The following is a 14,004-nucleotide window of genomic DNA, read 5'->3' as shown; positions in this document are numbered from 1 at the left end:
GAATTATAACACAATAAAGTAAATTTGACCAACTATTGCGCTACTTGCTGAGCAATCTCTTGAACTGCTCGAATAGCAATCGTTACTTCTTCGGGCGTGGTAAAGTGACCAAAACTAAATCTCACGGCTCCTTGTTCAACAGTCCCTAACGCTTCATGCATTAGCGGTGCACAATGTCCGCCTGAGCGAACCTCGATGTCATAATCTTCTAATAAGATATCCGCTACTTCTGATGAATCTAAATCACCAATATTTAATGCCAATACTGGGCAGCGTTCGGTCGTTGTGACATCTCCGTAAATGCTCACATTATCAATATCTTTGATGCCTTGATACATTTGTTGCCATAATTGCATTTCCTCTTGATGTATCTTTTCAACGCCATAATCTTGCACGTATTTAACTCCAGCTAATAGCCCCGCAATACCATGACCATTCATCGTACCAGCTTCTAAGTGAGTTGGCATTTGCTGAGGTTGTCGCTTATTATATGTCTCAACGCCTGTACCACCGCTTTTAAGTGGTCTAATCTCTAAGCCGGGGCGAACATAAAGCCCCCCAGTCCCTTGAGGCCCAAGCAGTGATTTATGTCCAGTAAAACATAGAACATCACATTGCATCGCTTGAACATCAACGGGATAGGCGCCCAATGTTTGTGCCGCATCTACAATCAATAATAGGTCATGAGCTTGTGCTATTTTACCAATCTCATTTAAGGAATTGATATTACCCGTTAAGTTTGAAGCATGTGTTACGACAATCCCCTTGGTATTAGGTTGCAACTGCGCTTCGATGGCTTTCGGATCAATATTTCCACTTTTATTAGCAGGGATAATAGTTAATTCTAGTCCCTGTTCTTCAAGAGCATAAAGCGGACGTAAGACAGAATTATGCTCCATCATCGTAGTAATAACATGATCGCCTGGCAGGAACAGACCTTGAATCGCAATATTTAATGATTCCGTAATATTCGATGTAAATGCAACGTGCTGAGGCGAAACTCCGTTGATTAACCGATTAATTTGATGACGTGCTTCGTAAATCATTCTGGCAGAATTCAACGACTCTTCCGTTGCTCCACGTCCCGCATTTCCTAAGGTACTTAAGGCATGTACTACTGCATCGATGACAACTTGTGGTTTACGTAAGGTGGTTGCTGCATTATCTAAATAAATCATCAAAACCCTCCTTCATTTTTAGAATATAAAAAAGGCAAGTGCTTCTATCACACTTGCCCTAGGAATCTAACTACAGAAATCCTTTTTCTTTAACAATGTCTGTCGATTTATCTAGGTTAGCATCGCTAACTAGAACGATTGGTCCTGCACATCCCATACCACTTTCAGCATAGATGCCTTCTTTCCAAAGCGCTTTAACTGCTTCTTCTAGGTCAAGAACATCAATACCATTGATTTGTGCTGTGACAATCTCTTTCTCAGGCATTTTCACTTCTTCTTCGGCTGCTGGAGCTTTTGGTTGAAGTGATTCACGAATTTCATTCAAGCCAGCATGTTTAGCTAGGTCATATTCACGTTTACTTACGTCTGCTAAGCCACCCTTAGCCACTTCATAAGCGTACTCTAAAGCACCCGCAATTACAGGAGCTCCAGACGCACGTGATACGATACAGATGTTTTCTTTAAATCCATCACCAATACCAGGACCATAACCAGATCCACTTACTTCATAGTTTCCACCTGAAGTATAAGCACCGAATAATTTCATCAAGATATTACCTGTTAATGAGTCTGTGACTAATACATCAACAGAACCCATTAATACGTCATTACCACGAAGAACGGTACCACCATCGCTACGTTGAGATTCACCAAAGTTAATTGGGTAACCATTTTCGTTTAATTTACGTAATGCACGCTCAACCGTATTTGCGCCATCGACATTTAAAATACCCACCGTTGGGTTTTCAACGCCAGCAGCTTTAGCTGCAACAATACCGTTAATTGTGTTAAGCACCATTGCTTCGGTACGTACAGTTGCTGTCGTACCAGTGGTTGTCGCGATATACATCGGCTTACCTAAAGCAGGTGTCACAATTCGTCCAACGGTTGCTACGCCTACTGGGAATGGGTGGTGTAATGTTACACTACCTTGAATGGTTTGATCTGCTAATAACTCATCTAGCTTAGCTTCTACTTCTTCTTCAGTAGTCGCTTCATAATGTTCAAAATCAGCAGTCCAGTCTTGTGCTGTACCAATTGTGACTACATCAAATAGTCCTTTATCTTTCACTGTATAAGCAGCTCGCTTCATTACATCGTAACCAAGCTCACTACCATTAATAGTAAGACCAATCTTAATTTTCTCGCCTAATTCGCCTGTTTCAAGCGCATTAGCCAAGTCATTGAAGACTTCTTTGATCGTCTCTTTAACTTGATTTGACAAATAAATCTCCTCCTATATTCAATTAGTCTTCTGTTGAGAAGTTCGCAGCGAAGTCACGTAAAGCTGCTGCTACTTCAGTCTTAACAGTTTCTTTCAGGTCTGAATCAACGCCTGTTGAAGCAAACTTATCGCTATTACGCTCAATCATTACAGAGACACCATCGAATAAGTTTGTCATACGACCTAAGAATAATGATCCTTTACCGATAATCATCGCACGGTTTAAGTCACCTTCAACTAAGTCATGTAATGCATAGCCTAAGTATGGAACACCTGAAGGGATATGTCCTTGAGTAGGTGCCCAACCTGGAACGGATTTGCTATTAATAAATTCTGGTAATTCAGTACGTTCTAAGTCTTTACGTACTACCCCAATCGCACCAATAATCTTCAAGTTCGCTAATGGTACGTTACCTGCACCAGCTGGAACCGTAATATTAGGGTTTTGTAATTCAGAAGCATAAACATCCACATCTTGAACTTTTAAGTCTTCTTTCGCTAATGCGTCTGCTACTAAAGCTTGTGTAACGTGTTGTGGAGATGATCCTGAGTTTACAACGTGACGACCTGTTACGTCGTGACGAATTACAGGATGTACGCCATCATTTTCACTTACTAAGAAAGCAAGACCTGCAACACAGTCTTCAAGAATTGGCATATCTTTACCAACGTGAGATTTACCGTTCATACCTAACTTAGCTGTTGAACCACCTGATACAACTAGAACGTTCTTGAATGTTCCAGCTGATACGTGAGAAGCTGCTGCTAATAATGTATGCGTAGGTGCCGCACAGAATCCACGCAAGTCAGAACCTGTTGCGTTTTTGATGTGGCAAATTTCTGCGATTGATTTCGCCATGTTACCACCACCACGTTGGTTCATGTCACCAATCGCTTCTTCAGAACATTCGATCACATAGTCGATATCTTCTGCGTTAATTCCTTCTTGTTTTAATAAGTTAAGTGCTGCTAAGACACCTGAAGCCTTACATACTAAGTTCTCCATAATAATGTGAGAAGTTAAGTTAGGGTCAACTTCGTGAGCGCGTAGCACACAACCTACTACTTCACCTTCGTGATATAATGGCGTTGCTTCCACTTCTTCAATATGTTTTTTAATCCATTCAAGATCGTGAACTTGGTCAACTTCGTCTACACGGTCTTTGAATAATTCATGTTTTGCTAACTCAGCTTTTGCTTTTTCTGCAAATTCTTCTTCTAGGAATACTAAGTCAAAAACATCAACGATAGATAATAATGCATAAAATTCCATTTGCGGCATAATCTCGCCCGTATCACTGAAACGAGATTGATTTTCTAATAAGTTTTCATGCCATGGCTCTGGTAATTCACTAAGCTCTTTGTAATGGTAATTACCAATATAAGTTTGGTTTGGAGCATAATTTACGATATCATTGAAATCTCTTCTTAAATATTTCTCGTAAGTTTTTAGATACTCACTATCAGGTGCCGTAACTCTCTCAGTTGAGATGGTTGTACCACCTTCACCCACCATATCTGGGGTATGTGCCAGAATGTAACTTGCTGCTTTAAGAACTGAATAATTCATATAGAATTAAGCCTCCTCTATCATATTATACTCTTATTATAGCATAAAACTCACGATTGTACATAATATCACTTCTAAAACTGAATACGAATACAAGCTTCTTAAATACATCATCATTTCTTACTCAATCTGCCTCAAGACACCCCTAGAATGAGGTAACATATTTTTATATCATTCGTTCAGCTTATTCTGTCAAATTATTATTATATTTAACTAAAGATAACTAGATGTTATTTGACATAATTCATATTTTCAGGTAACATTGCCAAAGACTTTGTGATATTTGTGGTAAATTTCTAATATCAACCATAAACAACGCATCCATGTAGTAAATTGCAGGATGCTTTTAAACTTTGTTGAGATAAAAATGATTATTAGCTAATCATCTTGTAAAAAAAGTAAAGGAAAGGATTGCAATGAAAAAAATAATTTATTGGCTGTTGGCCCTATATCTATTGATCCCAATCGGACCCGTAGAAGCCAGCGAAGATGTGTTAAAAGTGGGTATGGAGGTAAATTATGCTCCATATAATTTTTCACAAACCGATGACGCTAATGGTGGCTATCCTATCGCGAATTCTGCAGGAGAATATGCTAACGGCTACGATGTCCAATTCGCTCAAAAAATAGCGGATCACCTCGGGAAAAAGTTAGAAATATACAAAATTGATTGGGACGGCTTAATTCCTGCTTTAACCAGCGGTAAAATCGATGCTATTTTAGCTGGAATGAGCCCTACTACGGAACGACTTAAACAAGTTGATTTTACAGAACCTTATTATAAAGCAAAGATGGTTGTGGTTATTCCAAAAGATTCCCCATTTATCAATGCTCGATCGATTGATGATTTTAAAGGCGCAAAAATCACTGGTCAATTAGGAACTTTCCATGCTGAAGTTGTAAATCAAATGGATGGTGTCATTAAACAAGAACCGATGGATTCTTTCCCAACCATGATTGCAGCAACAAATGCAGGCAATCTTGATGGCTATATCTCCGAAGAAGCCGGCGCACTCGCTGCGATCGCTTCAAATCCGAATCTTACTTATTTAAAATTTGAAGATGAAAAAAATTTTAAAACAAGTGATAGCGATACAACTATAGCCGTTGGTTTAAAAAAAGGCTCCCCCCTCACAGAAATGATTAATGACTATTTAAGTGAATTAGATATCAATCAAGTGCAAGATGAAATTATGAGTGAAATGGTCGATATTACAACCCAAGATGAACATGATTTATCATTTTTTGCCGAAGTTAAAACAATTTGGAGTCAATATTCCCAGCTGTTTCTGAGAGGAATTTTAAATACCTTATTTATTTCAATTGTTTCAACAATTGTAGGATTTATTATCGGTCTGATTGTCGCAATTATTAGACAGATGGAAACGAATAAACAAACACGTCCTTTTGGCTACTATATGCATAAATTTGTAAACACGCTTTTAACAATCTATATCGAACTCTTTAGAGGAACGCCGATGATGGTCCAATCTGTTATTATATTTTATGGTTTGAAACAGTACTTTGATATTGATTTATCGCCAATGTTCGCAGCCTTATTAATTGTATCCGTAAATACTGGCGCATACTTATCAGAGGTCGTTCGAGGTGGTATTAACTCGGTCGATAAAGGACAATTTGAAGCTTGTAAGGCAATCGGAATGACAAACTGGCAGGCAATGACCAACATTATTCTACCTCAAACCATTAAAACGATTCTCCCTTCATTAGGGAATGAGTTCGTCATTAACATTAAGGATACATCCGTCCTTAACGTTATTTCTGTTACAGAATTATTCTTTATGTCGCGATCGGTTGCTGGTTCAACCTATCAATATTTCCCAACGTACATTATTACGGCACTCATTTATTTAGTTTTAACCTTTACGATTACACGAATTCTCTTACTATTAGAAAAGAAATACAATGAACGTGACTTTATACTAGAATCATCGACAGGAGCTAACAATGTCAATACTAAAAATAACTAACCTTGAAAAAAGCTATGGCGATAACGTAGTACTTAAGGATATCAATATGGAAGTTGAAAAAGGGCAAGTTGTAACCATTATCGGATCTTCAGGATCCGGTAAATCTACCCTACTTCGTTGTCTCAATTTACTTGAAGTCCCTTCCAGTGGATCCATCGAGTATCATGGCCAGAACATTTTAGATCATACTTTTGATTTAAGAAAATACCGCTCTCAAGTTGGAATGGTATTTCAAAACTTCAATCTGTTTAACAACAAAAACATTTTAGAAAATTGCATGATTGGACAAGAAAAAGTTCTTGGAATTCCAAAGGATACAGCAAAGAAAATTGCCATCGAAACTTTAGAATCTGTCGGAATGGCTCAGTATATCAATGCCAAACCGAGTCAGATCTCAGGTGGACAAAAACAACGTGTCGCAATTGCGCGCGCACTCTGCATGAATCCTGAAATTCTACTATTTGATGAACCCACCTCCGCATTAGATCCTGAAACTGTTGGAGAAGTGCTTGATGTAATGACTTCCCTAGCTCAAAGCGGGATGACGATGATTATCGTAACCCATGAGATGGATTTTGCTAGGGATGTTTCCGACCGAGTTCTTTTTATGGATAAAGGAATTATTATAGAGGACCGCTCAGCCAAAGACATCTTTGAAAATCCAAAACACGATCGAACCAAAGAATTTTTAAAACGATTTTTAAATCAATAAATAATGAATCCCCCAGTCGCATTTTGTGATTGATGTGAACCCCAAAAGTTGGAGTTTTATTTAAGCGGCTAATTGAGCGGTATGTTTTCGGTATTCAACTGGAGACATACCGTTCAATTTTTCTTTTATTCGCTGGTTATTATAATAGTTAATATATTTATTTATCTTTTGTTTTAATTGTTCATAAGTCATTAAAGGTTCACCATAATACATTTCTTGTTTTAAAATTCCAAAAAAGTTTTCCATCGGTGAGTTATCCAGACAATTTCCCTTTCGAGACATACTTTGAAAAATTTTGTTTTCCTTCAAAGTGTTAACCCACTGTCTGTGTTGATACTGCCAACCTTGATCGCTATGAATGGTGGTTCGATATACAGCGTCTCTTTCAATTATACGTATCGTTTCCTTTAAAGGTTTTATCACAAAATCTAAGGTCGGGTGAGCGCTGATATTCCAAGTAATGATCTCTGAATTAAACAAATCCATCATCGGGCTTAAATAAAGTTTCTTCCCATCGATTGTATTAAATTCTGTCACATCAGTAACAATTTTTTGAAGCGGATATTTCGCATTAAAACGACGTTTTAAACGATTTGGTGCGGTCTTACCAATCTTTCCTTTATAAGAATTATACCTACGTGATTTTCTCCAGAACTTCGTGCATTTTAAGCCTAATTTTTTCATTAATCGTTGAACTTTCTTATGATTAATTTTTTCATCCAATCGCTTCTTTAATTCAACAGTTATTCGTCGATAACCGTAAGTTTCCTGTGAATCGTTAAAAATAGTTAGAATTTCTTTTTCTAACACTTCATCCGGATTCGGCTGCTCTAAACGATTTTTGTGATAATGATAGCTACTTTCTGGTAACTCCAGAACAGTTAAGATGTCCTTTAGCTGAAATCCCTTTTCAAAAATTTCTATAGCGAATTGGGTTTGTTGGGATCTCGATGGTCTCTCAGACCCAATTCCTTTAGCTTTTTTAGGTATAAGTTTTCTATTTTTAAATAGTTTACTTCCTGACGTAAATGTTCAAGTTCCTCTTTTTCGCTAAGATTCATTTTTTGTGATTTTTTACTTAGTTTTGGCTTCTTATGCATGTTGGAAGGCCTCCCGATTGGATTATTTAACTGATTAGCCCCTCCTTCAAGATAAGCCCGCCGCCAGTTGGCGATAAGAGATGGATTGTTTAAACCAAATTTTTTGGCGGTTTCTCTGTAGGAAGCCCCAGTTTCTTGCTTATAGTGTAATACATTAAGTTTAAAATCTAAAGGATACTTTGTTTTTCCTTTGCGAGGTTTCAGGCTATTCTTCCCATAATTCTTATAGTTATTAACCCATTGTTTTGCCAGACTTTTATCAGAAATTTGATATTTATTCGCTAATGCTCTATAACCTAGTTTTCCTTCAAAATATTCTTCAACAACACGCATTTTAAATTCGTAACTATATTTTTTAGACATAAAATGACCCCCATAAAGTTAGTTTTTAACTCTAACTTTCGGGGGTCACCTCAGATTGGGGGATTTGTTTTAATCTCTTTTCTTTAACACAAAACAAAAACCCCACTCTATGAGTGGGGCTTAATTCTTAAATGTTGAACATAGTTTGGCGCTTACGCGTTACGGATTGATTCCATTTCTTCAATAATTGAATCAACATCTAATACCATTTCCATCATTCCGATTTGTTCATCGTAAACTTCAGGATCAACAAATTCTTTGAACTCAGGCTCTAATGGGTGAACAAACGCTAAGTTTAATGCTACGTTTGTAAGTGGACCTGCGTATGTTGGGTCTCCAGATGTAACAGTTTCTGCTGCAAGTCCTGCTGATTCAGCTTCGCCACCACCGATGACGACTGCTACGTTCTCAGCACCAAATTCTTCAGCTGCTTCTTTAACACGGCGTTGATTTTCCAAATCCATGGCTCCCGCGGCCGTTCAAACGAAACACTCTGTAGAAGAGAAAATTACTTCAGCAGAAGTGCCCTTAAGACATTCTTCAATAGCTTGTCCTGGGATACCATCACGGTCACCAATTACAAGCACTTTTTTGTTTTCAAGTGACATAATATTTCCTCCTATATTCTTGATATGCTTTAAGTTTACCATGAAACAAAACATTGTCAAGCGATTGAATTCACAAGAAATAGAAGCTTGAAACCAAAACCTTGTGATATCAATCACGTAATCGTTTTTATTGTCTTACATAATATTTTGATGATAATTATTAATATTCGGTAAGAATAACGCGTACCTCTTCCACGATGGTATCAAAGTCTGCTAACGAAATGGTACGAACATCAAACTGAATCTTACCATCATGAATTCGCGGAATAATATGATGAGCTGATAAACGCAGCTCACGTTCAAAGGTAGCTTCATCAATTTTTTGCGTAGTTACGTTAACTAGCTTCGTTGGTAAATACTCACCTGGGTAAGATCCCCCACCCACTTGAGAGAAGCCATCTACAATTTTCGCTTCAATACCATCAATTTCTGATAGTTTTTGAGATAGCGATTGTGCACGTTCATTTAATTCATCCATTGAATAGCCCAGCATCTGTAATGTAGGAATCTGTTTAATGGCTTCTGAAGGATTGAGATAAGCGCGTAAAGTTGCCTCCAAGGCGGCAATCGTCACTTTATCAGAACGGAGCGCTCGCAGTAGCGGCGCCTTTTTCAATTGATCAATATAAGATTTTTTACCTGCAATAATTCCAGCTTGAGGTCCTCCGAGGAGCTTATCGCCGCTGAAAGAGACTAAATCATAACCCGCATCAATCATTTCTTTAACGGTGGGTTCATATGATAAGCCCAAATGTTGCAAGTCAATAAGCAATCCACTACCTAAATCATTAAATGCTGGTAAATCATGAGAATGTGCTAATTCAACCAGTTCACGGTCTGTAACCGTCTCTGTGAAACCAATCACACGGTAGTTACTTGTATGAACTCGTAAAATTGCACCCGTCTCTTCATTAATTCCCGTTTGATAATCTTTCAAATGCGTCTTATTAGTGGAACCCACTTCATGTAAAATCGCACCCCCGCTCGAGATTACTTCTGGAACACGGAACGATCCTCCAATTTCAACCAATTCGCCACGCGAAATTAATACTTCTTTACCTTTAGTAAAGGTCGTTAACATTAACATAACAGCGGCAGCATTATTATTCACTAATAGAGCTGATTCTGCTCCGGTCAGTTCTGTAATAATTTGCTCGATATGCTCATATCGAGTCCCACGACTGCCTGATTCAATCGAGTACTCTAAATTATTATAGCCTCTTGCAACTTGAACCATCGCATCAATCGCACCTTCGGATAATAATGCTCTCCCTAGATTCGTATGTAAGACGGTTCCAGTCGCATTGATAACACTTTTCAGTGAAGAGGATTTCAAAGTTTCTAATTGCTGCGAAGCTTCATCGATGATTGCAGCATCGTGAATGTCTACCTTATCACCTGATAAAATAGATTGACGCACTTGATCAATTGCTTGCTGTAAAGCCTCCTTAACTCGGTCGTAGGAGTACAAACCAATCAATTCATCAACCGATTGTACCTTCAATAAATCATTGACTGAAGGGAGTTGTCTAAGTATGTCTTTCATTCTATTCTCCTTATTAAGCTAACACGCGGTAATCTTCAATGCGTTTGGTAATGCCATGTTCATCGAGATAATCTAGGAATATTAGCGAATATTTTCGGCTCGTATCCATTAAATCTCTAAACTCAGCTAAAGTAATTTGTCCATGTTCCTGAATATGATGAACGACCGCTTCAACCGCTTGTTCATATACTTCTTTGTGAATAAAGGTAATTCGGTCTAACTGAATAATTTCTTCATCTAATAAAGAATTCAACATTTCTTTACGTTCAGCACTCTTACCAACTAATTCCTCATACGTTGGAGGTTGTAATTGAGCTGTTTTAAGTTCATTGAGCATGGCATCTTTCAGCGCTTGTTGCGCTTCGTCTAACTCAAGTTCGAAATCAGCCGAACGAATAAATTCTCCTTCTATAGCGATTAATCCTCGTGTTTCAAGCTCTTTCATAATCGCACTTAAATCACGCGGTGCGAGCTTATTATAATTTGAACGAAATTCTTCTAAAGGCATCCCATTACGAACAGGATATTTTTCATGATAATCCTTAAGCAACTGCATCATCGTACCAATTAAATCTTCAATCCGTTCCGTGGAATTATATCGGTGGCCAAAAAGGGTCAACTGTTCTTGAGCAACTAATTTGTCCAGCGCTTCGTCAACTTGTTCAGGTTCTTCATTTAAGTAATCCGCAATTTCGCTAGCGCTAATGGTCGCAAAGGTACGACGATTCATAAAGTCTAAAATAATATCGGACAAATCCCCCGCTTCTTTAATTTCCAGACTTTCAATCACTTCTTCATTGAAACGCTTATGTTTTTGCGGATGAGTATCTAAGACCATCCCTCCTCCAATGGTGTCAACTGGCGAGTACGAACGAATAATAAAGTGGTCGTCCCGTTTAACGGCGACTTCTTCTTCCAATCTTAATTGTGCATAGCCATCTGAACCTGGCATAATAATTTCTTGACCTAAAGGAACGACTCGCGCTAACACTTCTCTCGTTCCGATATGTAAGTGAACGCGGTCCCATAGCTCAATCGGTTGATGTGCATGTTCTAAGCAGTGTAATTTAACATCTAACATATAAGTAGGTTCTAATTCATTTTGACTCAAAACGTTGCCTCGACCGATGTCATCTAGCGTTACTTTTGTTAAGTTTAAAGCAGTTCGATTTCCTGCTTCCGCTACAGGTTGCTCCTCTTCATGAATTTGAATTGAGCGTACTTTTGTTTTGATTCCCGCGGGATATACGAATAATTCATCCCCCACTTTGATTTGACCTTCAATCAAAGTTCCCGTCACAACCGTTCCAAATCCTTTAACCGAAAATGCTCGGTCAATGTTCATACGGGCTGGTAAACTTAACGCTTCACTACGAACAGATTGGGAAACTTCATCTAATACTTGTTTCAATTCATCCAAACCAATTCCTGCAATCGCGTCGGTTTCAACGATTGGAGCATTCTCTAATGGAGTTCCTTGAAATTGTTCGTGGATATCGAGATAGACCAAATCTTTTAATTCTGGATCAACATCCGCAACTTTTGTTAAAGCAATGACATAATTTTTAATACCTAATAAGGTCATAATCGCCACATGCTCACGTGTCTGTGCCATAATTCCCTCATGCGCATCAATCACTAACAACACTAAGTCAATCCCAATGGCGCCCGCCACCATATTTTTAATAAATTTCTCATGCCCGGGGACATCGACAATCCCTACACTTTCACCACTTGGTAAATCAAGATGGGCAAATCCTAAGTTAATGGTCAGACCACGTTGTTGTTCTTCTTTAGTCGAGTCAGTCTGAATTCCAGTAAGTGTCTTAATTAACGTACTTTTTCCGTGGTCAATATGACCTGCAGTACCAATTACTACCCGCTTCATGCATTCCCTCCTTTGGATTAATCTTCTTTAGGTTGATAAGGTTCGTAAGTTTTATGTGCTCCGGTTCGATAGACACAATACGGGGCGATTTCTTCAATTAACTGGTGCTCTTGAACTAAATCCCACACTATCGCCATCTCTTCACGTTTTACTAGTAACGCCAACCCACAACTTGCAGAGATAGATTCCGGCGTACCAACAAGGCGAGCTTTACAGCCCGCCTCTTGTACAAGTTTTTCAGTATGAATGGCGACATGAGTATCATCGAAAGCAATTAAATAACGATCAGGTTGTTTATCCATATTTCCCCCTCTAATTGTACATAATAATTAATATCATTATCTTGCGATCGATCAACCATCTTATTTAATTATTTTGATGGTTTGACAATCATCTCAATGTCTTTTCGCTCAATGACTTCCCCAATCACCGCTGCAGGAACACCGCGAGATTTCAAAGCGGCTGTTACTTCATCTGCATAAGATTTAGGGACACTCATTAATAATCCACCGGATGTCTGTGGATCAAGCAATAGTTCTTGGTATGGTTTTGCGACATCATCAAACCGTAACGCATTCGCTAAGAACTTACGGTTTCGTTTGCTGCCTCCTGTTACAATCCCCTGTTCACCGAGAGTAAATGCTTCTTCAATATATGGTAATTGGTCAGCGTAAATGATCGCAGTAATATCTGGACGCATCATTTCGTGCAAATGACCTAATAGACCAAAACCTGTCACGTCCGTTGCACTTGAGACAGGGTATTCTAACATTACCTCCCCTGCATCACGATTTAAGGTAGTCATCCATTTGATAGCTTCTTCATAAGCTTCGTGACTTGCTTTATCATTACGGTAAGCACCCGTTACAATTCCACTCCCGAGTGGTTTTGTTGTAATTAAAACATCCCCTGCTTGGGTCGAATTATTCATAATCACTTTATCGGGATGCACCAAACCAGTAACAGATAATCCATATTTTGGTGTCGCATCACTAATCGAATGACCTCCTGCTAATACACATTTAGCATCCGCAACAACTTCCGCACCACCTCGCATAATTTCAGCGAGCATCTCCATATCCCCATCTTGAGGGAAAGCAACGATATTCATCGCAGTAATTGGAGTGCCGCCCATCGCGTATACGTCACTTAAAGCATTCGCTGCAGCAACTTTCCCAAAAATATAAGGATCTGGAACCATCGTTGGGAAAAAGTCCAATGTTTGAATCAAGGCAATATCATCTGAAACTTTAAATACAGCTGCATCATCCGCTGAGTCAAAACCAACAATCAACCTTTCGTCCACTTGTCGTGGTAAGCGATCTAATAATCCTGATAAACTATCAGGTCCTAATTTGGCACTTCATCCACCACAAGCAACAAGCTCTTTATATTCTGACATAATATTCCTCCTATGGATACATCTTTATATTATCTATTTCACAAACTATGTTATCATAAAACTCTAAAAAAATTAATGGTTTTGCTTATAAAATCCAACATTAAATACACTCATCAAAATGATTTTCAAGATGCCATCAATTTCTTATATAATATAAGATGAATTTTAATCAAAATGTAAAGATAATATATGAAACCGAAGCTAAGTGAAAGATTGCACTTTCTATTTCTGTGTGGTACAATCTAAGTAAGAAAGTGCGCTTATTCGTTATGCACTTATTTATACAAATCTTTACTAAATCATATGATAAGGAGATAGGACAGATGATGATCCAAGCGAGTATCCATCATCGGGCGCGTTGACCGGTGATGTAAAACAAGTTTGTTTACTTAGTTGACAAGTTGTTTGAAAATTATTGGTT

At 38.3% G+C, this 14,004-nt stretch carries 11 protein-coding genes and 1 pseudogene; 2 read left to right on the top strand and 10 right to left on the bottom strand.

All coding sequences use genetic code 11. The annotated features are described in order from the left end of the window. Nucleotides 1-32: 32 nt before the first annotated feature. The 3 genes from HMPREF9707_RS07435 to grdC form a co-directional block, all read right to left on the bottom strand. Nucleotides 33-1,178 (bottom strand): aminotransferase class V-fold PLP-dependent enzyme, encoded by a 1,146-nt coding sequence (locus tag HMPREF9707_RS07435; RefSeq protein WP_006702084.1) that lies wholly within the window; start codon nt 1,176-1,178, stop codon nt 33-35. A 70-nt stretch (nt 1,179-1,248) separates the two neighbouring features. Next, entirely contained in the window at nt 1,249-2,403 is a 1,155-nt protein-coding gene (gene grdD, locus HMPREF9707_RS07430; RefSeq protein ID WP_006702083.1) for a glycine/sarcosine/betaine reductase complex component C subunit alpha, read from the bottom strand. 22 nt (nt 2,404-2,425) lie between these two features. After that, nucleotides 2,426-3,973 (bottom strand): glycine/sarcosine/betaine reductase complex component C subunit beta, encoded by a 1,548-nt coding sequence (gene grdC, locus HMPREF9707_RS07425; RefSeq protein WP_006702082.1) that lies wholly within the window; start codon nt 3,971-3,973, stop codon nt 2,426-2,428. A gap of 416 nt (nt 3,974-4,389) precedes the next feature. Between grdC and HMPREF9707_RS07420 the strand changes: the two genes are divergently transcribed. Together HMPREF9707_RS07420 and HMPREF9707_RS07415 are read left to right on the top strand one after the other, a co-directional pair. Continuing rightward, nucleotides 4,390-5,964: an ABC transporter substrate-binding protein/permease gene (locus HMPREF9707_RS07420; protein ID WP_006702081.1), complete on the top strand. Its 1,575-nt coding sequence runs from the start codon at nt 4,390-4,392 to the stop codon at nt 5,962-5,964. Continuing rightward, a complete protein-coding gene (locus HMPREF9707_RS07415) occupies nt 5,942-6,676 on the top strand; it encodes an amino acid ABC transporter ATP-binding protein (RefSeq protein WP_006702080.1) in 735 nt (244 codons plus the stop codon). The genes HMPREF9707_RS07420 and HMPREF9707_RS07415 overlap by 23 nt, the downstream gene beginning before the upstream one ends. A 60-nt stretch (nt 6,677-6,736) precedes the next feature. Here the strand turns inward: HMPREF9707_RS07415 and HMPREF9707_RS07410 are convergent, their stop codons facing one another. The 7 genes and pseudogenes from HMPREF9707_RS07410 to selD all read right to left on the bottom strand — a co-directional run. Next, nucleotides 6,737-7,645: an IS3 family transposase gene (locus tag HMPREF9707_RS07410; protein ID WP_232217660.1), complete on the bottom strand. Its 909-nt coding sequence runs from the start codon at nt 7,643-7,645 to the stop codon at nt 6,737-6,739. Next, nucleotides 7,597-8,139: a helix-turn-helix domain-containing protein gene (locus tag HMPREF9707_RS07405; protein ID WP_006700979.1), complete on the bottom strand. Its 543-nt coding sequence runs from the start codon at nt 8,137-8,139 to the stop codon at nt 7,597-7,599. The genes HMPREF9707_RS07410 and HMPREF9707_RS07405 overlap by 49 nt, the downstream gene beginning before the upstream one ends. A gap of 152 nt (nt 8,140-8,291) precedes the next feature. Next, nucleotides 8,292-8,747, bottom strand: a complete 456-nt coding sequence (gene grdA / locus HMPREF9707_RS07400) for a glycine/sarcosine/betaine reductase complex selenoprotein A (protein WP_083857198.1) — start codon at nt 8,745-8,747, stop codon at nt 8,292-8,294. Between the two features lie 160 nt (nt 8,748-8,907). After that, a complete protein-coding gene (selA, locus tag HMPREF9707_RS07390; protein ID WP_006702077.1) occupies nt 8,908-10,293 on the bottom strand; it encodes an L-seryl-tRNA(Sec) selenium transferase in 1,386 nt (461 codons plus the stop codon). 13 nt (nt 10,294-10,306) lie between these two features. Beyond that, a complete protein-coding gene (selB, locus tag HMPREF9707_RS07385) occupies nt 10,307-12,181 on the bottom strand; it encodes a selenocysteine-specific translation elongation factor (protein ID WP_006702076.1) in 1,875 nt (624 codons plus the stop codon). 17 nt (nt 12,182-12,198) lie between these two features. Then, the gene (locus HMPREF9707_RS07380) at nt 12,199-12,483 is read right to left on the bottom strand and encodes a DUF3343 domain-containing protein (protein WP_006702075.1); all 285 of its coding nucleotides are present in this window, start codon (nt 12,481-12,483) and stop codon (nt 12,199-12,201) included. 68 nt (nt 12,484-12,551) lie between these two features. Further along, nucleotides 12,552-13,544, bottom strand: a pseudogene (gene selD / locus HMPREF9707_RS07375) (selenide, water dikinase SelD); the annotation flags it as partial. Nucleotides 13,545-14,004: the final 460 nt, after the last annotated feature.

The sequence above is a fragment of the Falseniella ignava CCUG 37419 genome (assembly GCF_000301055.1).
In the GTDB taxonomy this organism is placed as follows: Bacteria; Bacillota; Bacilli; order Lactobacillales; family Aerococcaceae; genus Falseniella; species Falseniella ignava.
The sequence above is the reverse complement of the archived record's forward strand: the minus strand, read 5'-3'. Positions and strand labels throughout refer to the sequence as shown.

Coding starts and splice junctions, on each gene's coding strand:
- grdC (WP_006702082.1), bottom strand. CDS start 3,973: ATGAATTATTCAGTTCTTAAAGCAGCAAGTTACATTCTGGCACATACC.
- HMPREF9707_RS07405 (WP_006700979.1), bottom strand. CDS start 8,139: ATGTCTAAAAAATATAGTTACGAATTTAAAATGCGTGTTGTTGAAGAA.
- HMPREF9707_RS07420 (WP_006702081.1), top strand. CDS start 4,390: ATGAAAAAAATAATTTATTGGCTGTTGGCCCTATATCTATTGATCCCA.
- selB (WP_006702076.1), bottom strand. CDS start 12,181: ATGAAGCGGGTAGTAATTGGTACTGCAGGTCATATTGACCACGGAAAA.
- HMPREF9707_RS07435 (WP_006702084.1), bottom strand. CDS start 1,178: ATGATTTATTTAGATAATGCAGCAACCACCTTACGTAAACCACAAGTT.
- HMPREF9707_RS07415 (WP_006702080.1), top strand. CDS start 5,942: ATGTCAATACTAAAAATAACTAACCTTGAAAAAAGCTATGGCGATAAC.
- selA (WP_006702077.1), bottom strand. CDS start 10,293: ATGAAAGACATACTTAGACAACTCCCTTCAGTCAATGATTTATTGAAG.
- HMPREF9707_RS07380 (WP_006702075.1), bottom strand. CDS start 12,483: ATGGATAAACAACCTGATCGTTATTTAATTGCTTTCGATGATACTCAT.